The following is a 19,341-nucleotide window of genomic DNA, read 5'->3' on the forward strand; positions in this document are numbered from 1 at the left end:
CGCCTTCAGTTGACCGGCGTCAGCAGCGGCCTGCCCGCGAAGAAGGCATCCAGGTTGTCCAGCGTCAGTTGCGCCATGCGGTCGCGCGTCTCCTCGGTCCCGCTCGCGTGGTGGGGATAGAGGGTGACATTGGGCAGCGCCGTCAGCGCCGGATCGGGATGGGGCTCGTTCAGGAACACGTCCAGCCCCGCCCCCGCGATGCGGCCATCGCGCAGGGCGGCGATCAGCGCCCCCTCGTCCACGACCGAGCCGCGCGCGACATTGACCAGCGTGCCTTGGGGTCCAAGCGCCTCCAGCACGGCGGCCGAAATGAGGCCTGCGGTCCCTGCCCCGCCCGGCGTGGCGACGATCAGGATGTCGGCCCATTCGGCCAGGGCCACCGGATCGGGGAAGTAGGCGTGTGCCACCCCCGGCTTGGGGTTGCGGCCAGAATAGCCGATCGCCAGCCCCATGGCCTCGCAGCGCCGGGCGATGGCCAGGCCGATATTGCCAAGCCCCACGATCCCCGCGCGCTTGCCCGCCGTCGATGCCGTCAGCGGGAACATCCCCTGTCGCCCCCAATCCCCCGACCGGACATAGGCATCGGCCTGAACCAGCCGACGACGCGCGGCCAGCATCAGCAGCACCGCCGTGTCGGCCACGTCATCGACGAGCGCCGTCGAGGTATTGGTCAGCGTGATCCCCCGCCGCGTCATGGCGTCCAGGTCCATCAGATCGAACCCGGCCGAGGAACAGGCTGCCAGCTTCAATGCGGGCATCCGGTCCAGCATCGCCGCATCCACCGCGACATGCCCGTTCACGACCATGGCCGTGCAGAGCGGTCCGGCATGGGCCAGCACCGCGTCCTTGTCAGTGGCCTGGTCCAGCCGGTGCAGGGTATAGCGCGCCTCCAGCGCCTCCAAGAAGCGGGGGCGCAGGGGATAGGCGACAAGGACATCAGGCTTCATGCGGTCTCCAGGGGGCGGGCGGCGCGGCGGGCGGCCTGCACCGCCGGGTCGGGGTCCAGACTGGCCGAGAGCAGCGCCCGCGTATAGGGGTGTCGGGCTGCATCGAAAATCTGGCGCACCGGGCCTTCCTCGACGATCTCGCCCGACTTCATCACCACCACGCGGTCGGCAAAGTCGCGCACCACCGGCAGGTCATGGGCGATGAACAGATAGGACAGGCCGAATTCGCGCCGCAAGCCGTCCAGCAATTCGATCACCTGCGCCTGGATCGACACGTCCAGCGCCGAGACCGCTTCGTCGCAGACGATCAGCTTGGGCTCCATCGCCAGGGCGCGCGCGATGGCGATCCGCTGGCGCTGCCCGCCCGAGAATTGGTGCGGATAGCGGGCGGCCATCTCGGGGCGCAGGCCGACCTTGACCAGCAGCTCGGCCACGCGGTCGCGCCATAGGCCTTTCGGCAGGATCTCGGGGTGGATCACCCAGGCTTCCGAGATCAGCTGGAACACCGTCATGCGCGGGTTCAGCGACTGCGTCGGATCCTGGAACACCATCTGAAGATCGCGCCGCAGCCCGAACAGCTGGCGCGGCGCCATCGCCATCAGGTCATTGCCGCGATAGAGGATGCGGCCCCTGTCGGGATCGTCCAGCCGCAGGATCGCGCGGGCGAGCGTGGACTTGCCCGAGCCGCTTTCGCCCACGACCGCGACGGTCTCGCCCGGCATGATGGTCAGGTCCACGCCCTTCAGCGCCTGGAACGCGCCATAGGTCTTGGTCAGCCCTTCCGCCCGCAACAGCGGCTGGCCCGTCCGGTCGCGCTCGGCGGGCATCGCGCCCTTGCCGGGGGCGGCGTCGATCAGCTTGTGGGTATAGGGGTGTTTGGGATTGCGATAAACCTCGGCGGCATTGCCCGTCTCGACGATCTGGCCGCCGTTCATGACCACCACGCGGTCGGCGATCTCTGCCACGACGCCCAGGTCATGGGTGATCAGCAGCAGGCCCATGCCGGTCTCTGCCTGCAACTCCTCCAGCAGTTCCAGAACCTGCGCCTGCACGGTCACGTCCAGCGCCGTGGTGGGTTCGTCGGCGATCAGGATGTCGGGCTTGCAGGCCAGCGCCATCGCGATCATCAGCCGCTGCCGCTGCCCGCCCGAGAACTGGTGCGGATATTTCCGCATCGCGACCTCAGGCTCCGGGATGCCGACGCGGCGCAAAAGCTCCAGCGCGCGGGCCTGCGCCTTGTCGCGGGTGCCGCCATGGGTCGTCACCATCTCGGCGATCTGCCAGCCGACGGTATAGACCGGGTTCAGATGCGCCAGCGGATCCTGGAAGATCATCGCGATCTTGCAGCCGTTGATCCGGCGGCGCTGTTCCGCCGTCATCGCCAGCATGTCCCGCCCGTTCAGCAAGATCTGGCCGCTGGTGATCCTGCCCGGTGGCATGTCGATCAGGTTCATCACGGCCGAGGCAGACACCGACTTGCCCGATCCGCTTTCGCCCAGGATGGCCAGCGTCTCGCCCCGGTCCAGGTGCCAGCTGACGTTCTGGACGGCCTTCACCGTGCCAGCGGCGGTGTGGAACTCGACCGACAGGTCGCGGACTTCCAACAGGTGGTCAGTCATTCTTGCGTCCCCTTATTTCCAGCCGCCAGCGTTGCGCGGGATCCAGCGCGATGCGCATCCAGTTCGACAAAAGGTTCAACGACAGCGTGGTCCCGATGATCGCCAGGCCCGGCCAGAAGGACAGCCACCAGGCCGTGGTCAGGTATTCGCGGCCCTGCGCCACCATCAGGCCCCAGGTGATCTCGGGCGGCTGGATGCCGATGCCCAGGAAGGACAGGCTGCTTTCGGCCAGCATCACGAAGGCGAAATCCAGCGTGGCGATGGTCAGAAGCGTGGGCAGCACCACCGGCAGGATATGGCGGAAGATAATGCGGCGGTCGGAGGCGCCCATGACGCGGGCGGCCTGGACGAACATGCGCTCGCGCACCTCCAGCACCTCGGCCCGCGTGGTGCGCAGATAGACGGGGATGCGGGTGATCGCCAGCACCAGCACGATATTGGCGACCGAGGGCTCCAGCATATAGAGCACGATCACCGCCAGCAGCAGCGACGGAAAGGACATGATCACGTCGCCAAGCCGCATGATCCATTGCGCGGCGCGCTTGCGGCTATAGCCCGCGACCAGGCCCAACCCGCAGCCCATGACGGCGGAACACAGCACCGCCGCACCCGCCACCATCAGCGTGTTCTGCGCGGCCACCACGATGCGCGGCAGCACCGGGCGGCCAAGCGCATCGGCGCCCAGAATCATCAGCCAGCCCCGCGACAGGTCGAAGGGCGGCGCGTTGCGGCCGCGCAGGTTCTGTTTCGTTGCCAGATCGCCCATCAGCCACGGCCCGAAGATCGCGCAGAGCACCGCGATCAGCAGGAACAGGGCAGCGAAGAAGGCCAGCTTGTCGGCCCAGAGCATCGACAGCCATGTTGCAAAGGGGCCGCGAGGCTTGGGGTCGGACTGGATACGGGTGTCGGTCATCGCCATCGCTCAATACCGGATACGGGGATCGAGCATGGCATAGGCGATGTCGATCAGCAGGTTCATGATGAAGATGGCAACGGCCGAGACCATGATCGACGCCAGCACCACCGAGAAGTCGCGCAGAAGGATGCTGTCGATCATCAGCTTGCCGATGCCGGGAAAGCCGAAGATCGTCTCGATCACCACGGCGCCGTTCAGGATCGCCGCCGCCTGGTCGCCGATCACGGTGATGACCGGCAGCATGGCGTTGCGCAGCCCGTGGACGAAGATGATCGGCCGCGTGCGCACCCCCTTGGCCCGCGCGGTCTTCACATAGGCCGAGGACAGGGTCGTGATCATCGACCCGCGCACGACCTGCAGGATCAGGCCGAAGGGCCGCACGAACAGCACCGCCACCGGCAGCACCCAATGCCAGGGCGTTCCCGTCCCCGAGGTCGGCAGCCAGTGCAGGTTCACCGCAAAGATCACGATGGCGACGATGGCCAGCCAGAAGTCCGGGGCGGATGCGCCCACCAGCGAAAAGAAGGTGGCAATCCGGTCGAAGATCCCGCCCACCTTGAAGGCCGCAAGCGAGCCGATGACGATGGCCGCCACCGTCACGCAGGTCATGGTGATGACGGCCAGCCGCAGCGTCCAGCCGAAGGCCTGCAACACGACCTCCATCGCCGGGCGGGCCTGTTGCAGCGATTCCCCGAAATCGCCCTGCGCCAGATCCAGCACATAGCGCCCGAACTGCACGATCAGCGGGTCGTTGAAGCCATGCAATTCGCGGAATTGCTCGCGCGCCTCGATCGAGGCGTCAAGCGGCAGGTACAGGTTGGTCGGATCGCCCGTCAGGCGCGACAGAAAGAAAACCAGGATCACAAGGCCGATCAGCGAAATGCCGCTGGCAAGCGCACGCTTTCCGATGAAGCCGGTCATAGGTCGCCTCCTCCCTTGGGTGGCAGGTCTGGGCCTGCCGTTTGGCCGTTGGGCAGTGCCGGTCCCTCCCAGACCGGGTGAGGCGATTCGTCGCGCCTCAATTGATATATTAGTATCAATGTTGTTCAGGGGAAGGCTTTTTTCGCCCGCTGCGCAGTGAAAACACACTTGCTGCGACAATGACCGCCGCGCCGATCCAGGACGAGGCGGGCGCGATCTCGGCAAAGAACAGCCATGCCAGCAAGGCCACGGCAGGCAGGCGCAGGAAATCCAGCGGCGCCAGGAAGGACACATCGGCCAGCGAAAAGGCCCGCGTGATCAGCGTCATGTTCAGCGCGCCAAGCGCCCCTTGCAGCGCCAGCAGGCCAAGCTGACCCGCTGTCGGCGTCGTCCAGACGGGCAGCGCCGCCAGCAGGCCCAGCGGGACCATGGCGATCAGGTTCCAGGCGACCAGACGCTCGGTCGTATCAGAATGGGCCATGTGGCGCAGCATCAGCTGGATCACCGCCGTCAGCACGGCCCCTGCAAAGGCGAACAGCAGCCAGGGATCAAAGGCCGCGCCGGGCCGGACGATGACCAGGATGCCGCCAAAGCCCGCGACCGCGCCCAGCAGGCGGACGGCGCCCACGGCCTCGCCCAGGAAAGCCCACGCCCCCAGCGTGACCAGCAGCGGCATGGTGAAGGTCAGCGCCATGGCATCGGCCAGGGGCGCATGGGCAAAGGCCACGAAGACCGCGACCAGCGAGGCAAGCTTCAGCCCCGCCCGCAGCACATGCATCCACCGCCAGGGCGAGGCGCGCAGATCAACGCGCCCCAGCGTCCAGGGCAGCACCGCGATCAGCCCGAACAGCGCGCGGAAAAAGCCGATGACCAGCGGATGCAGCTGCCCCGCAAGCCACCGCACGATCACCGCGTCCAGCCCCGCCAGCACGGCCGCCGCCAGCATCAGCCCGGCGGCCAGCAGCGCGGGGCGGCGGGCCATTCCTCAGTCCTCGTCCTGGAAGGCTTCCTCGCGCTTGGCGCGGATCGCGGGCGCCAGGACGCTGGCGATCAGCAGCGCCGCAACCAGCAGCAGCACCGCGCTGATCGGGCTGGTGAAGAACGAGGTCACGTCTCCCCGCGACACCAGCATGGCCCGGCGCAGGTGTTCCTCCAGCATCGGTCCCAGGACAAAGCCCAACAGCAGCGGCGCGGGCTCGCAATCCAGCTTGCGCAGGATGTATCCCGCGACCCCGAACAGGCCCATCAGCCAGATGTCGAAGGTGGAATTCGCCAGGCTGAAGACGCCGATCAGGCAGAAGGCGACAATGCAGGGGAACAGATAGCCATAGGGGATCGAGATCATCTTCACCCAGATCCCGATCAGCGGCAGGTTCAGCACCAAAAGCATCAGGTTGCCGACCCACATGGACACGATCAGGCCCCAGAACAGCACCGGCTGGTCCTGGATGACCGAGGGCCCTGGCTGGATGCCCTGCATGATCAGCGCGCCGATCATCAGCGCCATCACCGGGTTCGACGGGATCCCCAGCGTCAGCATCGGGATGAAGCTGGTCTGCGCGCCCGCGTTGTTCGCGGCCTCGGGTCCCGCCACGCCCGCCAGGGCGCCCTTGCCGAACTGCTGCGGCGTCTTCGAGACCTTCTTTTCCAGCGCATAGGAGGCGAAGGACGACAGCATCGCCCCGCCGCCCGGCAGGATGCCCAGGACCGATCCCAGGGCCGTGCCGCGCCCGACCGGGGCCAGCATGGCGCGCAGGTCGGCCCGCGTCGGCATCAGGCCCGTGACCTTGGTCAGCACGGTCGTCCGGTCGGCTTCGTTTTCCAGGTTCGACAGGATCTCGCCCAGGCCGAAGACGCCCATGGCGACCACGACGAAGCTGATGCCGTCGGCCAGTTCAAAGCTGCCGAAGGTAAAGCGCATGGCGCCCGTCTGCACATCGGTGCCGATCAGGCCCAGGATCAGCCCGAACAGGATCATGCCGACCGCATGCAGCAGCGACCCGCTGGCCAACACGACCGAGGCCGCAAGCCCCAGCACCATCAGCGCGAAATATTCATGCGGCCCGAAGGCCAGCGCGACACTGGACAACAGCGGCGCGAAAAAGGCGATCAGCACCGTGGCAATGGAGCCCGCGATGAAGGACCCGATGGCGGCGGTCGCAAGCGCCTTGCCCGCCTGCCCCTGCCGCGCCATCTGGTAGCCGTCGATGGCCGTGACCACGCTGGAGCTTTCGCCCGGCAGGTTCACCAGGATCGCCGTGGTCGATCCGCCGTATTGCGCGCCATAAAAGATGCCGGCCAGCATGATGATCGCCGTTTCCGGCGACAGGCCGAAGGTCACGGGCAGCAGCATCGCCACCGTCGCCGTAGGGCCAAGCCCCGGCAGCACGCCGATGGCGGTGCCCAGGAACACCCCCAGAAGGCAATAGGTCAGGTTCCAGAAGGAGAAAGCCGTCTGGACGCCGAGCCACAGGTCGCCGAGGATTTCCATGGCTCAGCCTCCGAACAAAGTGCCGAACATCGGCAAGGGCACGTCCAGCCCGCGCACGAAGACCAGCACGCAGAAGATCGTGAAACCCACAAGGCCCAGCAGCGGCACCGGCGCCAGGCGAAACCGCTTGCTGGCGGTCGCGGCGATGAACATCGCGGCGGGCAGCGCCACGGCCAGGCCGAGAGCGTCCAGCGCAAGCGCGAAGAACAGGGTCGCGCCGATCACCAGGATCATGGGCTTCAGGTGGATCCGCCCGACCAGCTCGCCGGGCCGCAGCAACCCGCGCAGCAGCGACACCGCCCCGATCACGGCCAGCAGCCCGCCAAGCACGGTCGGGAAATAGCCCGGACCCATCCGCGCGGCGCTGCCCAGCGTCAGGTCGCGCGCCAGGATGACGGTCGCCAAGCCAAGCGCCAGATAGATGGCGCCCGCCCAGAAGTCCTTCGTGCGGTGTCCCTGCATCGCATCTACCCTTTTGCAAAAAAAGATGCGCGCCCATGCCGGGGCGCGCATTGGGCATCACTCTTCGGGGGTGATGTTGCCGGCCTTGACGACTTCGCTCCAGCGGGCGATCTCATCGGCGACAAAGGCGTCGGCCTCGGCCGGGGTGTTCGCCAGAACCTCGAAGCCCAGGTTCTTGAAGGTTTCCTGCACCTCGGGCTTTTCCAGCGCGCCGTGGATTGCCCCCACCAGCGTTTCCTTGACCGCCGGGTCCAGCCCCTTGGGCGCGCCGAAGGCCTGCCAGGAATAGACCTCCATCCCCTCGATGCCCAGTTCCTTGAAGGTCGGCACGTCCGGGAAATCGGGCGAGCGTTCGGCGGCCGCGATGGCCAGCATCTTCATCTGGCCCTCGCGCACGAAACCGGCCACTGCGCCCAGGTTCTGGAAGGACACGTCGGCATGGCCGCCGATGATGTCGGTCTGGGCCGGTCCGCCGCCGCTATAGGGGACGTGGATGCCGCTGGTGCCGGTCTGCTGCCAGAACAGCTCCGCTGTCAGATGGTCCGAGGACCCCACGCCCGACGATGCGAACAGCATCGTGTCGGGCTGCTCCTTCAGCATCGCGATAAGCTCCTCGGCCGATTTCACCTCCAGGGTCGGGCGCGTGACCAGGACATTGGGGGTGCGAACGGCGACCGTCAGCATCTCCATGTCCTCGCGCGGGTCATAGGGCAGGTCGGCGCGCAGCGCCGGGTTGATGCCATAGGTGCCGATCGAGGCCACCATGATCGTGTAGCCATCGGGCTTGGCGCGCGCCAGTTCGGCGGCGCCCACGGCGCCGTTCGCGCCCGGCTTGTTTTCCACCACCAGCGGCTGGCCGAAATCGGCCTGCATCGCCTGGGTGACGGTGCGCGCGGTCGTGTCGCTGGCCCCGCCCGGCGCGAAGGGCACGATCACCGTGACGTTGTCGCTGGGATAATCCTGCGCAAGCGCCGCGCTGCCCAGGACTGCGGCGCAGGATGCAGCCGCGACGAATCTCATGAACATGTTTTCTCCTCCCTTGGCGGCTTTCCTGCCACCACTCCGTTTACGCCTATAACTGAAATATTAGTGTGTCAATACGTCGCAGATGCCTCGGGGGGCACCACGCCCAGCCGTTCGGCATGTTTCGCCATCCGGTCCCAATCGCCCTGCGCCACCGGCACGCCCTGTTCCAGCGCCTCGCGGCGCCTGGCCGAGGCCGCGTCGCCCGGCACCCGCACCGCGCCCTTGTTCCAGGGCGCGGCCGGATTGCTGCGGCAGGCATTGGCCAGCCAGTCGGATTGTTCGGTAAAGGCCTCCAGCCCGGCAAAGAAATCCGGGTCGATGACCTGAAGAAAGGCGCTTTGCGCCAGCGGGCCGGGGGCGTCGGTGTTCGCGCGGCCCTTGCCCGACAGGCCCTGCCCCAGCAGATCGACGATCAGCGCCAGGCCGTAGCCCTTGTGCCCCTTCGACGTGCCGCCAAGCGGCATCATCGTGCCGCCGCGCTCGGTGATCTCGCGCGGGTCGTCGGTGGGCTGGCCCCCGGCGGTCAGGCCCCAGGGCTCGGGATAACGCTCGCCCCTTTTGGCCAGAAGCTGGGTCATGGTGGTCGTGGTGATGGATGACGACACGTCCACCAGGATCGGATCGCCCGAGGTCGGAAAGCCCATCGCCAGCGGGTTCGGCGTCAGGATGGCTTCGGTGCCGCCATAAGGCGCCATCCGCCGCGCCGCCGGGTTCGACACCGACAGTTGCACGATCATCCCCCGGTCCGTCGCCCGCCGCATATAGGCCGACAGCGCGCAGGTGTGATGGCAGTTGCGGATCGCCGCGCCGACGATGCCGTGGTCGCGCACCCGCTCCATCGCCTGGTCCAGCGCCTGCACCAGCAGCCAGGCGCCGGGCAGCAGGCGGCCGTCCCAGACGAAGCCCGCGCCCTTGTCGGCCACGACCTCATAACTGCCGGTGCCGTTCAGGCTGCCGTCGCCCAGGCATTCCAGATACCAGTGCATCAGTTGCAGGCCATGGGTTTCATGGCCGATCATGTCCCCTTCCACCAGGACGGCGGCGGTGACGGTGGCCTTGTCGGCCTCCATCCCGGCGCGGGTCAGCAGGGCCTCGGCGTAGCGCAGCAACTCGTCGCGGTCGTATCGCGGCATCGGCATGTCCTTTCAAGGGGGTGGGCCGGGCTGTCCCGGCCCGGCTGCCGCTTACTTGAACCGGATCTGCTGCAACTGCAGTTCCGAGTTCGTGGCGATGGTCGGCTTGAAGTCCAGCCGCGGCGAGACGCGGGTGAAGCCCACCATGTGGAACATCGGCACATCGGCGATGATCTCGGTGTTCACGCGGGTGAACAGTTCCTGCCACAGCTTGGTGCGTTCCTCGCCCGTGGCGGCGCTGGCGGCGGCGATCAGGCGGTCCACCTCGGGGTCGCGGACCATGGAATGCGCGCCGTCGGACGCGTATTTCACATGGGCCGTGAAGACCGGATCGCCGGTGGCATTGTCGTGCTGCGACTGCGTCAGCGTGGCCCCCGCATCGGCCACGAAGGGCGACACGAAATAGTTGTTCCACACCGACACGTCATAGCTGTCCAGCGCGACGTTCAGGCCGATGTCCTGGAACATCGCCATCATCGCCTCCATCGTCTCGGTGCCGTTGGGATACATCCCGTTGCGGCCGATGATGCGGATGGGCGCCTCGACGTTGACGCCGTCGGCCTTGGCTTCCTCGACCAGCTCGCGGGCGCGGTTGGGGTCATAGGGCCAGGCGGGGATGTCGGGATTGTGGCCGATGGTGGTCGGCACCACCAGATGCGTGGCGATCTGCGCATCCGCCGGGAACAACGTGCCGATCATCGCCTCGCGGTCCACGGCCAGGTTCAGCGCCTCGCGGATGCGGCGGTCGCTGGTGGGTTCGGTCCGCGTGTCGATCCGCAGCGATGTGGTTTCCGAGTTCGGATAGGAAAAATCCGTTTCCGGGTTGTTGGCGTCCTGAAGCGCGATCGAGGGCACGATGTCGGCCTCGCCCGTTTCCACCATGGCGGCCGCCACGGCGCTGTCGGACCGGAACAGATAGGTGGCCTTCTCGACCTGCGGCTGGTCGCCCCAGTAATCGGGATTGCGGGTCAGCGTGATCGACTGCCCGTTCTGCCAGTCGCTGAAGACATAAGGCCCGGTGCCGTTCGGCTTGCGGTCGAACTCGGCTGCGGGCGTGGTCGCGGCGGACTGCACCGGCATCACCGACATCAGCAGGGGCAGGATCGGCTGGGGCGGATTGGTGGTGATGCGGATGGTGGTGTCATCGGGGGATTCGAAGCTGAACGCCATGCCGCCGAAATACTTGCCGCCGGTTTCGCAGGACAGGTCGGCGTTCTTGTTCCGCTCGATGCTGAACTGCACGTCCTTGGCGGTGAAGGCGCTGCCGTCGTGCCATTTCACGCCGGGGCGCAACTTGAACTCCCAGGTGTCGTCATCGACCTGGCTCCATTCGGTCGCCAGGCGCGGCTTCAGCCCGCCGTTCACATAGTCGAACTCGATCAGCATCTCGTTGACGTTTTCCGAGATGACGCGCCCCACGTCCTGGCGCGCGGCCATGCAGGGTTCGACCACGCTGACGGTTTCCGACAGGACCACCGTCACGTCGCGGCTGGCGTCCTGGGCATGGGCCATGCCACCGGCCAGGACGGCGCCCGACAGGAACAATGCTGCCTTGATCTTCATCTGTTTTCCTCCCCTTTTGTCCGGCGGCGCCGGGCTTTGATTGCCGCCCGGCCTCCCGCCGGGACGGGTGGTCAGTGCAGAAGTCCGTTTTCCTTGAGGAAGCCTTCCATCTTGCGCTGCTGCGCGTCCGTCAGCGGCCAGGCGGCGGGCGGGCGGGTCGGGCCGCAGTCCTGGCCCATGGCTTGCAACGCGGCCTTGACGCCGGTGACGTTGGTGCCGTTCAGTTCCTGCGCGCGGACCTCCTCGAAGGCGGCCATTCCGGCGATCAGGTCGCGTGCCCTGGCGTAATCGCCCGCCTCCAGCGCGGCATGGATCGCCAGCGACCGTTCCGGCCAGATGTTGATGAGGCCCGAGGTGAAGCCCCGCGCGCCGACTGCATAAAGCGCGGGCGCCCAGACCTCGGCCAGGCCGCCGACCCAGATGATGCCGGGATCGCAGGCGGCAATGGCCTCGGCCAGCCTCAAGGGGTTCGGCGTGGCCCATTTGACGCCGATCACGCCGGGAATGGCGCAAAGGTCGGCGATGGCCGCCGTGCCGATGGCGTCGTTCCTCAGATACAGCATCAAGGGTAGCCCGCCACCCGCATCGGCCACGCGGCGGACATAGTCCACCACGCCGCGCGGCGCGGCGAAGGGGTCGGGCGGTTGATGGACCATCAGCCCCGCCGCGCCTGCCCTGGCAGCCGCAGCGGCCAGACGGCAGGCGTCCTTCACCGACCGGCCGACCCCGGCCAGGACCGGCGCGCGGCCCCCGACCATCCCGCAGACCTCGGCGCACATGGCCTCGGCCTCGTCCAGGGTCAGGCTGTAGAACTCGCCCGTGTTGCCGTTCACGACCGGGATGTGCAGCCCCGCCGCAAGCGCCCGGTCGATGATGGGTGTCAGCCGCGCGGGGGCGATCCGGTCGTCGGCATCGAAGGGCGTGACCAGAATGCCCGAGATGCCGGTCAGCGCCGATTGCAGCGTCATCGGGCGCTGTCGATCAGGGCCTGCATCATGCCCATCTCGTCCTCGGTCAGGTCGGTCAGGGGCGCGCGGACATGCCCCGCGTCAAACCCGCGCAGGCGCACGCCCGCCTTGATGGCCGAGACCGCATAGCCCGCCTTGCGGTCGCGGATCTTCGCGAAGGGATAGTAGAAATCGCGCAGCATCCGTTCGCAGGTGGCGTCATCGCCTGCGGTAAAGGCGGCATGGAACTTCAGCGCGGTTTCCGGGACGAAGTTGAACACGGCGGAGGAATAGGTCGGCATCCCCGCGCCCTTGTAGGCCTGGGCGAACAGTTCGTGCGTGGGCATCCCGCCGATATAGGACAGCCGGTCGCCCAGCATCACCGTCACGCGGCGCACGGTGTCGATGTCGCCGGTGCCGTCCTTGAAGCCGATCAGGTTCGGGCATTCGTCGGCCAGCTGCGCCAGTTGTTCCGCGCTGACCCGCGCCTGGCCGCGGTTATAGACGATGACGCCCATGTTGGTGGCCTTGCAGACCGCGCGGATGCGGTTGGCGATGCCGTCGGCGGGCGCCTCGGTCAGGTAGTGCGGCAGCAGAAGGATGCCGTCGCCGCCAGCCGCCTCGATCTCGCGCGCCATGTCGCAGGCGATGCGGGTGCCATAGCCGCAGCCCGCGATCACCGGCTGGTCGCCCGCCACCTGACGCGCGGTCCTGACGACCTCGACCACCTCGCCGGGGGTCAGCGAGAACAGCTCTCCGGTGCCGCCCGCGACGATCAGCCCGGCGACGGGATAGGAGGACAGCCATTCCAGATGCGCCGCAAAGGGCTTGGGATTGAAGCGCTCCTCCGCGTCGAAGGGTGTGACCGGGAAGGACAGAAGGCCGGTGCGGATGATGTCGCGCAGGTGGTCGGGGGCGATCATGGTGACATCCTTCATTGCAGATCCTCGGGCAAGAGTTCTTGGGGGAAGTTCTGGAAAGCGACCGGCCGCAGGAAGCGGCGGATCGAGAGGGTTCCGACCGAGGTCGCGCCGAAGTTCGTGCTGGCCGGGTAGGGCCCGCCATGGACCATGCTGTCCACCACCTCGACCCCGGTCGGAAAGCCGTTGACCAGCACCCGGCCCGCCTTGCGCTCCAGCACCGGGCGCAGCGCCTGCGCATCGGCCAGGTCGGCGGGGTCCATGTGGATCGTGGCGGTCAGTTGCCCCTCAAAGCCACGCGCCAGGCGAACCATCTCGTCGGTGTCGCGCACGTGCACCACCAGGCCCAGGGGGCCGAAGACCTCCTCGCCCAACGCGTGGTCCTGGAGATAGGCCTCGGCCGTGGTCTCGTAGAGGTTCGGGCTGGCCTGACGGTCGTGGCTGTCGGTGGAGACCACCGGCGTGACCGAGTTGCGCGTCTCGAAACGCTCCTTGCCCTCGCGATAGGCCCGCGCGATGCCGTCGGTCAGCATGGTCTGCGGACCCACGGCCTCCAGCCCGGCCTTGGCGGCGGCCACGAAGCGGTCGGCATCCGCGCCCTCGGTCACGACCGCGATGCCCGGATTGGTGCAGAACTGGCCCGCGCCCATGGTCAGGCTGGCGGCCCACCCCTTGCCCAGATCCTCGGCCCGCGCGTGGGTGGCATGGGGCAGCAGGAACATCGGGTTGACCGAGCCAAGCTCGCCGAAGAAGGGGATCGGCTCGGGCCGTGCGGCGCAGAGGTCGAAGAGCGCCCGTCCCCCGGCGAGACTGCCGGTGAAGCCCACGGCCTTGATCAGCGGGTGCTGCACCAGGGCGGTGCCGACCTCGCGGCGGCCGCCCTGGATCAGGCTATAAACGCCGGGATGGAGGTTGCAGGTCTTGATGGCCGCATGGACGGCCTCGGCCACGATCTCGCCAGTGCCGGGATGGGCGGAATGGCCCTTGACCACCACCGGACAGCCTGCGGCAAGCGCGGCGGCGGTATCGCCGCCCGCGGTCGAGAAGGCCAGCGGGAAGTTAGAGGCGCCAAAGACCGCGACCGGGCCGATGGGCCGCTGCACCATGCGGATGTCGGGACGCGGCGCCGGTTGGCGGTCCGGCATGGCGGGGTCGTGGCGGCGGTCCAGGAAGTCGCCCTTGCGGATATGCTCGGCAAATAGGCGCAACTGGCCGGTCGTCCGGCCGCGTTCGCCGTTGAGCCGCGCCTCGGGCAAGCCAGTTTCCTGAGTCCCAATTTCCGTGATGGCCTCGGCGCGCGCCTCGATCTCGTCGGCGATGGCGTCGAGAAAGGCCGCGCGCGTCTCGCGGCTGGCCTGGCCATAGGACCAGAAGGCCTCCTCGGCGGCTTGCGCTGCCCGGTTGACCAGTTCGACCGTGCCCATGCTGAACTCGTGGACAGGGCCAAAGGCGGGCTCGTTGGGAAAGCGGGCCTCGGTCCCGACCCATTCGCCTGCGATCAGGTGCTTGCCGTGGGGGGTGAAGGTCATCGGAAATCCTTTCGTCATGGCGCGGACCGGACGCCCCGGCCCGCCTTCAGGGGTCAGCGGCCGGTGCGGACGCGCCATTCCTCGTATTTCTTCTGGTTTTCTTCCTTGGTGCAGGGATAAAGGCCGATAATGGCCGCACCGTCCTGCACCTGCTCCAGCACGAAATCCTCGAAGCTTTCCATGCCGGTGCATTCGTCCGCGATCTCGTCGGCCAGATGGGCGGGGATCACCATCACGCCATCCTTGTCGCCCACCATGATGTCGCCCGGAAAGACCGGCGCATCCCCGCAGGAAATCGGGACGTTGATGTCCAAAGCCTCGTGCAGGGTCAGATTGGTCGGCGCGCTGGACTTGGCGAAATAGGCCGGCATGTCCAGCTTGCCGATGCCCTCGGCGTCGCGCATCCCGGCATCGGTCACGACCCCCGCCGCCCCGCGCAGGGCCAGCCGCGTGATCAGGATCGACCCCGCCGTCGCGGCGCGGGCATCCTTGCGCCCGTCCATGACCAGCACATGCCCCGCCGGGCAGGTCTCGATGGCGACGCGCTGCGGATGGTCGGCATTGCGGAAGACGGTGATCGGATTGCGGTCCTCGCGCGCGGGGATGTAGCGCAGGGTGAAGGCCGGGCCGACCATGTTCTCATCCTTGGGCGCGACCGGGACGACGCCCTGGATGAACTGGTTGCGCAGGCCCCGCTTGTAGAGCGCGGTGGCGATGGACGCGGTCGAGACCTTCTTCAGCTTGGCGCGGGTTTCGTCCGAAAGGGTGTGTTCGGCCATGATGTCCTCAGAAGATGTCGGGCTCGCCGGCCGAGCGGCCGAAGTCGGTTTGCAGGAAGTCGAAGTCGCAGCCCTGGTCGGCCTGCGTCACGTGACGCTCGAACATCCAGCCATAGCCGCGCTCGAAGCGGGGCTCGGGCGGCGTCCAGGCGGCCTTGCGGGCAGCCAGTTCCTCGTCCGGGACCAGCATGTCCAGGCGGCGATTGGGCAGATCCAGCCGCACGATGTCGCCGGTCTTCAGCAGCGCCAGGGGACCGCCGACAAAGCTTTCGGGCGCGACATGCAGGATGCAGGCGCCATAGGAGGTGCCCGACATGCGCGCGTCGGAAATCCGCAGCATGTCGCGATAACCCTGCTTGATCAGCGCCTTGGGGATCGGCAGCATCCCCCATTCCGGGAAACCCGGCCCGCCCTGCGGCCCCGCGTTGCGCAGGACCATGACGTGATCGGGGGTGATCTCCAGCGTCTCGTCGTCCACGGCGGCCTTCATCTCGGGATAGCTGTCGAAGACCAGGGCCGGGCCTTCGTGGACATGGAAGCGCGGGTCGCAGGCGGCGGGCTTGATGACCGCGCCCGAGGGACACAGGTTCCCCTTCAGCACCGCCAGCGAGCCTTCGTGATAGACAGGGTTCGACAAGGGCCGGATGACATCGTCGTTGTAGACGACGGCACCTTCCAGGTTCTCGCCCATGGTCTTGCCGGTCACGGTCAACGCGCCGCAATCCAGCCGATCCTCGATCTGCTTCATCAGCGCGCGCAACCCGCCCGCGTAATAGAAGTCCTCCATCAGGTAGTCCTTGCCCGAGGGGCGGACATTGGCGATCAGCGGCGTCGTGCGGCCAAGCGCGTCCAGGTCGTCCAGCGTCAGGGCGATGCCCGCGCGGCGCGCCATGGCGATCAGGTGGACGACCGCGTTGGTGGAACAGCCCGTGGCCATGGCGACGATGGCGGCGTTCCTGACCGCGCCCTCGGTGATGATCCGGTCGGGGGTCAGATCCTCCCACACCATCTCGACGATGCGGCGGCCGCATTCGGCGCCCATGCGCTGGTGGTTGGCATCGACCGCCGGGATGGATGACGCCCCCGGCAGCGTGATCCCCATGGCATCCGCGATGGCGGTCATGGTGGACGCGGTGCCCATGGTCATGCAGACCCCGGCCGAGCGCGCGATGCCGCCCTGAAGCCCGATCCATTCCTGGTCGGTGATGTTGCCCGCGCGCCGTTCGTCCCAGTATTTCCAGGCATCCGACCCCGACCCCAGGATGCGCCCGGCATAGTTGCCGCGCAGCATCGGCCCGGCGGGCAGATAGATCATCGGCACGCCCGCGCTGATCGCGCCCATGACCAGACCCGGCGTGGTCTTGTCGCAGCCGCCCATCAGCACCACGCCGTCCAGCGGATGCGAGCGGATCATCTCCTCGGTCTCCATCGCCAGCATGTTGCGATAGAGCATCGAGGTCGGCTTGGTGAAGCTTTCGTCGACCGACAGCGAAGGCATCTCGACCGGCAGCCCGCCGACCTGCAGCACGCCGCGCGCCACGTCCTTGGCCCGCGCACGAAAATGCGAATGGCAAGTGTTCAGCTCGGACCAGGTGTTCAGGATGCCGATCACCGGCTTTCCGTGAAAATCCGCCTCGCCATAGCCCAGCTGCATCATCCGCGAGCGATGCCCGAAGCTGCGCAGGTCGTCGGGCGCGAACCATCGGGCCGACCGAAGATCATCAGCTGTTTTTCTTGTCGTCATGATCCCTCCTCCACGCCGGAATCATTCAGCGCGTCTCAAACATACTAATATTTCAGTTTGCCAGGTATATCAATAGCACTATTCCTGTTGTTGTCGGACCCGCCAAATCCTAGGTTCGTCCAGGTTGAAGGAGAGCGTCATGGCCGTATCGCTTGCAGACAGTTTCGGGCTTCCCGCCATGCAGGTTCATGCGGGCGGGGGCACGGTGCAGCGCGTCTACGAAAGCCTGCGCAAGCGGATCATCACACTGGAGTTGCCGCCCGACACCACGCTGTCGCGGACCGACCTTACTGAGACCTACGGTGTCAGCCAGACCCCGATCCGCGAGGCCCTTCAACTGCTGAAGCAGGAAGGCCTGGTCCACATCTTTCCCCAGTCGAAGACGGTGGTGACGCGCATCGACGTGCCGCAGACCTACGAGGCGCATTTCCTGCGTGTCGCCCTGGAAACCGAGGTCTGCCGCAGGCTGACGACCGAGGCGAACAAGGACACCCTGACCCGCGCCCGGTCCATCATCCGCATGCAGGAAGCAATTGCCGAGGATGCCAGCCAGATCGCGGTCTTCCAGGAACTGGACGAGCTGTTCCACCAGACTCTGTTCGCGGGACTAGGGCAGTCTGGGCTGCACCACCTCGTGCGTGAACGGTCCGGCCATCTGGAGCGAATTCGGCGCCTGCACCTGCCGGAACAGGGGAAGGTGCTGAATATTCTGTCCGGTCACCATGCCATTGTCGAAGGGATCGCCTCTGGCGATCCCGACGCGGCAATCGCCGCAATCCGCGACCATCTCAGCCAGACGGTGTCCAAGGTTGAAACCTTGCGCGAGGAGTTTCCCCAGTATTTCGGCTAGGCCTGCTGTTCCATCGTCGGCAGAACGGAAGATCGCAGCCCATTGGCGAAGCAGTTGCAGGTTACCAGGAGCAAAACGTGCGGAGCGGTGGTCAACTTCTGGTCGAATGCTTTGTCGCGCCTGGGACGTCCGGGCGTTCGGCGTGTCGGAGAAAGCCATCTGGCGGTGCTTGGACGCGCTGCACGACACCCAAGGCAGGCTATATTTCGCCTTGTGCCGGAACGAGGGGGGCAGACGTCATGGCCGCCGCTTGGGGAAAACTGACTGGAAGCGAAGGGCAGCACCAGTATCTGGAATGCACACCTAGCGGCTGGCCAACGGGCTGCGCGCGGCGGGCCAGTCGGTGCATGTGACATCCATGGGGGATTCGATCCCGCCCGCCATGCCGGGGCCGAACGGTTCCTGATCCTTGCGGCGACCCATGGCGAAGGTGATGCCCCGGCTTCGGCAAAAGGGTTCCTCGACCGGCTGGCGCAACTGCCTGCAGCCCCCGCCGCACCTGTAGCCGTGCTGGGCTTCGGCGACCGCAGCTTTACCGCTTTCTGCGCCTTCGCCCTTCAGGTCGATGCTGCCGCGCACGCAAGGCGCTGGGCCGCGCTGTTGCCGCTGGACACGGTTGACAGGCAATCCCCGCAGGATTTTGCCCGCTGGGGGCGGACGCCGGGCGCGGCCATCGGCATACCGCTCGAGCTTTCGCACGAGCCCGCAACACCGGTCACACAGAGGCTGTCCCTGCTGTCGCGCCGCGACTATGGGGCAGAGGTGCAAGCCGCCACAGCCATCTTGCGCTTTGCCCTGCCCGGGACCACCCTTCGGCAGCGGCTGACAGGCAAAGGGCTGGCACGGTTCCAGGCAGGCGATCTTCTGGGCATCCTGCCCGAGGGATCGGCGGTGCCGCGCCTCTATTCGCTGGCTTCGGGCGCAAGCGACGGCTTCGTGGAGATCGTGGGCCAGGAAACACCCGCGCGGCCTGTGTTCGGGGGCAGCTCATGGCGCTTGAACCCGGCGACAGCGTGCGGGCCTTTCTGCGGCGCAACGACCGCTTTCAGGCATGCAAGGACAGAACGCCGCTGATCCTGGTCGGCGCGGGCACCGGCATTTGGCCGCTGGCGGGCTTCATCCCCGCCAATGCCCGTCGCTGCCCGCTGGATCTGTTCTTTAGCTTGCGCCACCCCGACGGCGATTTCCTCTACCGCGACGATCTGGCCCGCCGGCAGGCTGAAGGGCGGCTGACGCGCCTGTCCACCGCCACCTCGCGCGGAGAGAAGCCGCGTTACGTCCAGGATGCCCTGCGAGACGAAGCCGAGCAGGTGGCCGAGACGGTCCGCAAGGGCGCGCGCATCATGGTCTGCGGCGGCCGAGCAAAGGCGGAAGGGGTGTCCCGCGCGCTTGACGACATTCTCGCGCCGGCGGGTCTGACGCCGGCCATGCTGAACGCCGAAGGACGCTATGTCGAAGATGTCTTCTGATCCGGTCCGCCCTGCCCTGAACGGC

The 19,341-nt window shown here is 67.1% G+C and carries 18 protein-coding genes; 3 read left to right on the forward strand and 15 right to left on the reverse strand.

Features of this window, described 5'->3' with window-relative positions; genetic code table 11:
• Positions 1–5: 5 nt before the first annotated feature.
• The 15 genes from RAH32_RS03760 to araD form a co-directional block, all read right to left on the reverse strand.
• Positions 6–947: a 2-hydroxyacid dehydrogenase gene (locus tag RAH32_RS03760; RefSeq protein ID WP_306605274.1), complete on the reverse strand. Its 942-nt coding sequence runs from the start codon at positions 945–947 to the stop codon at positions 6–8.
• The gene (locus RAH32_RS03765; protein WP_306605276.1) at positions 944–2,566 is read right to left on the reverse strand and encodes an ABC transporter ATP-binding protein; all 1,623 of its coding nucleotides are present in this window, start codon (positions 2,564–2,566) and stop codon (positions 944–946) included. Before RAH32_RS03765 ends, RAH32_RS03760 begins: the two co-directional genes overlap by 4 nt.
• Positions 2,559–3,479 carry an ABC transporter permease gene (locus RAH32_RS03770; RefSeq protein ID WP_306605278.1) on the reverse strand — a complete coding sequence of 307 codons (921 nt, stop codon included), beginning with the start codon at positions 3,477–3,479 and terminating at the stop codon, positions 2,559–2,561. Before RAH32_RS03770 ends, RAH32_RS03765 begins: the two co-directional genes overlap by 8 nt.
• Before the next feature lie 9 nt (positions 3,480–3,488).
• Positions 3,489–4,403 carry an ABC transporter permease gene (locus tag RAH32_RS03775; protein ID WP_306605280.1) on the reverse strand — a complete coding sequence of 305 codons (915 nt, stop codon included), beginning with the start codon at positions 4,401–4,403 and terminating at the stop codon, positions 3,489–3,491.
• A 115-nt stretch (positions 4,404–4,518) separates the two neighbouring features.
• Positions 4,519–5,385, reverse strand: a complete 867-nt coding sequence (locus RAH32_RS03780; protein ID WP_306605282.1) for a DMT family transporter — start codon at positions 5,383–5,385, stop codon at positions 4,519–4,521.
• A gap of 3 nt (positions 5,386–5,388) precedes the next feature.
• Complete coding sequence (locus RAH32_RS03785; protein WP_306605284.1) at positions 5,389–6,894, reverse strand: tripartite tricarboxylate transporter permease; 1,506 nt, start codon at positions 6,892–6,894, stop codon at positions 5,389–5,391.
• A gap of 3 nt (positions 6,895–6,897) precedes the next feature.
• The gene (locus RAH32_RS03790; RefSeq protein ID WP_306605286.1) at positions 6,898–7,356 is read right to left on the reverse strand and encodes a tripartite tricarboxylate transporter TctB family protein; all 459 of its coding nucleotides are present in this window, start codon (positions 7,354–7,356) and stop codon (positions 6,898–6,900) included.
• A gap of 57 nt (positions 7,357–7,413) precedes the next feature.
• Positions 7,414–8,382 carry a Bug family tripartite tricarboxylate transporter substrate binding protein gene (locus RAH32_RS03795; RefSeq protein WP_306605288.1) on the reverse strand — a complete coding sequence of 323 codons (969 nt, stop codon included), beginning with the start codon at positions 8,380–8,382 and terminating at the stop codon, positions 7,414–7,416.
• A gap of 68 nt (positions 8,383–8,450) precedes the next feature.
• Positions 8,451–9,515, reverse strand: coding sequence for an Ldh family oxidoreductase (locus tag RAH32_RS03800; protein ID WP_306605290.1), 1,065 nt, complete (start codon positions 9,513–9,515; stop codon positions 8,451–8,453).
• Between the two features lie 51 nt (positions 9,516–9,566).
• A complete protein-coding gene (locus RAH32_RS03805) occupies positions 9,567–11,078 on the reverse strand; it encodes an ABC transporter substrate-binding protein (RefSeq protein ID WP_306605292.1) in 1,512 nt (503 codons plus the stop codon).
• A 71-nt stretch (positions 11,079–11,149) separates the two neighbouring features.
• Positions 11,150–12,046, reverse strand: a complete 897-nt coding sequence (locus RAH32_RS03810; protein ID WP_306605294.1) for a dihydrodipicolinate synthase family protein — start codon at positions 12,044–12,046, stop codon at positions 11,150–11,152.
• Positions 12,043–12,945: a 5-dehydro-4-deoxyglucarate dehydratase gene (locus RAH32_RS03815; RefSeq protein WP_306606537.1), complete on the reverse strand. Its 903-nt coding sequence runs from the start codon at positions 12,943–12,945 to the stop codon at positions 12,043–12,045. Before RAH32_RS03815 ends, RAH32_RS03810 begins: the two co-directional genes overlap by 4 nt.
• A gap of 14 nt (positions 12,946–12,959) precedes the next feature.
• The gene (locus RAH32_RS03820; RefSeq protein ID WP_306605296.1) at positions 12,960–14,474 is read right to left on the reverse strand and encodes an aldehyde dehydrogenase (NADP(+)); all 1,515 of its coding nucleotides are present in this window, start codon (positions 14,472–14,474) and stop codon (positions 12,960–12,962) included.
• A gap of 53 nt (positions 14,475–14,527) precedes the next feature.
• Positions 14,528–15,253: a ribonuclease activity regulator RraA gene (locus tag RAH32_RS03825; protein WP_306605298.1), complete on the reverse strand. Its 726-nt coding sequence runs from the start codon at positions 15,251–15,253 to the stop codon at positions 14,528–14,530.
• Between the two features lie 7 nt (positions 15,254–15,260).
• Entirely contained in the window at positions 15,261–16,997 is a 1,737-nt protein-coding gene (gene araD / locus RAH32_RS03830; protein ID WP_306605300.1) for an L-arabinonate dehydratase, read from the reverse strand.
• Between the two features lie 139 nt (positions 16,998–17,136).
• On the opposite strand from araD, the gene RAH32_RS03835 reads away from it, so the two are divergent.
• The 3 genes from RAH32_RS03835 (at position 17,137) to RAH32_RS03845 (ending at position 19,316) form a co-directional block, all read left to right on the forward strand.
• On the forward strand, positions 17,137–17,847 hold the full coding sequence (locus RAH32_RS03835) for a GntR family transcriptional regulator (protein WP_306605302.1): 711 nt from the start codon (positions 17,137–17,139) through the stop codon (positions 17,845–17,847).
• Positions 17,848–18,252: 405 nt separating this feature from the next.
• A complete protein-coding gene (locus tag RAH32_RS03840; RefSeq protein ID WP_306606539.1) occupies positions 18,253–18,921 on the forward strand; it encodes a flavodoxin domain-containing protein in 669 nt (222 codons plus the stop codon).
• Entirely contained in the window at positions 18,837–19,316 is a 480-nt protein-coding gene (locus RAH32_RS03845; protein ID WP_306605304.1) for a ferredoxin reductase domain-containing protein, read from the forward strand. The genes RAH32_RS03840 and RAH32_RS03845 overlap by 85 nt, the downstream gene beginning before the upstream one ends.
• The last annotated feature ends 25 nt before the right edge of the window (positions 19,317–19,341 follow it).

The organism is Paracoccus yibinensis, assembly GCF_030846195.1.
Taxonomy (GTDB): domain Bacteria; phylum Pseudomonadota; class Alphaproteobacteria; order Rhodobacterales; family Rhodobacteraceae; genus Paracoccus; species Paracoccus yibinensis.

What these genes read in the sequence shown, in the direction of transcription:
- RAH32_RS03760 (WP_306605274.1), bottom strand. Translation starts at nt 947, where the DNA reads ATGAAGCCTGATGTCCTTGTCGCCTATCCCCTGCGCCCCCGCTTCTTG.
- RAH32_RS03765 (WP_306605276.1), bottom strand. Translation starts at nt 2,566, where the DNA reads ATGACTGACCACCTGTTGGAAGTCCGCGACCTGTCGGTCGAGTTCCAC.
- RAH32_RS03770 (WP_306605278.1), bottom strand. Translation starts at nt 3,479, where the DNA reads ATGACCGACACCCGTATCCAGTCCGACCCCAAGCCTCGCGGCCCCTTT.
- RAH32_RS03775 (WP_306605280.1), bottom strand. Translation starts at nt 4,403, where the DNA reads ATGACCGGCTTCATCGGAAAGCGTGCGCTTGCCAGCGGCATTTCGCTG.
- RAH32_RS03780 (WP_306605282.1), bottom strand. Translation starts at nt 5,385, where the DNA reads ATGGCCCGCCGCCCCGCGCTGCTGGCCGCCGGGCTGATGCTGGCGGCG.
- RAH32_RS03785 (WP_306605284.1), bottom strand. Translation starts at nt 6,894, where the DNA reads ATGGAAATCCTCGGCGACCTGTGGCTCGGCGTCCAGACGGCTTTCTCC.
- RAH32_RS03790 (WP_306605286.1), bottom strand. Translation starts at nt 7,356, where the DNA reads ATGCAGGGACACCGCACGAAGGACTTCTGGGCGGGCGCCATCTATCTG.
- RAH32_RS03795 (WP_306605288.1), bottom strand. Translation starts at nt 8,382, where the DNA reads ATGTTCATGAGATTCGTCGCGGCTGCATCCTGCGCCGCAGTCCTGGGC.
- RAH32_RS03800 (WP_306605290.1), bottom strand. Translation starts at nt 9,515, where the DNA reads ATGCCGCGATACGACCGCGACGAGTTGCTGCGCTACGCCGAGGCCCTG.
- RAH32_RS03805 (WP_306605292.1), bottom strand. Translation starts at nt 11,078, where the DNA reads ATGAAGATCAAGGCAGCATTGTTCCTGTCGGGCGCCGTCCTGGCCGGT.
- RAH32_RS03810 (WP_306605294.1), bottom strand. Translation starts at nt 12,046, where the DNA reads ATGACGCTGCAATCGGCGCTGACCGGCATCTCGGGCATTCTGGTCACG.
- RAH32_RS03820 (WP_306605296.1), bottom strand. Translation starts at nt 14,474, where the DNA reads ATGACCTTCACCCCCCACGGCAAGCACCTGATCGCAGGCGAATGGGTC.
- RAH32_RS03825 (WP_306605298.1), bottom strand. Translation starts at nt 15,253, where the DNA reads ATGGCCGAACACACCCTTTCGGACGAAACCCGCGCCAAGCTGAAGAAG.
- araD (WP_306605300.1), bottom strand. Translation starts at nt 16,997, where the DNA reads ATGACGACAAGAAAAACAGCTGATGATCTTCGGTCGGCCCGATGGTTC.
- RAH32_RS03835 (WP_306605302.1), top strand. Translation starts at nt 17,137, where the DNA reads ATGGCCGTATCGCTTGCAGACAGTTTCGGGCTTCCCGCCATGCAGGTT.
- RAH32_RS03845 (WP_306605304.1), top strand. Translation starts at nt 18,837, where the DNA reads ATGGCGCTTGAACCCGGCGACAGCGTGCGGGCCTTTCTGCGGCGCAAC.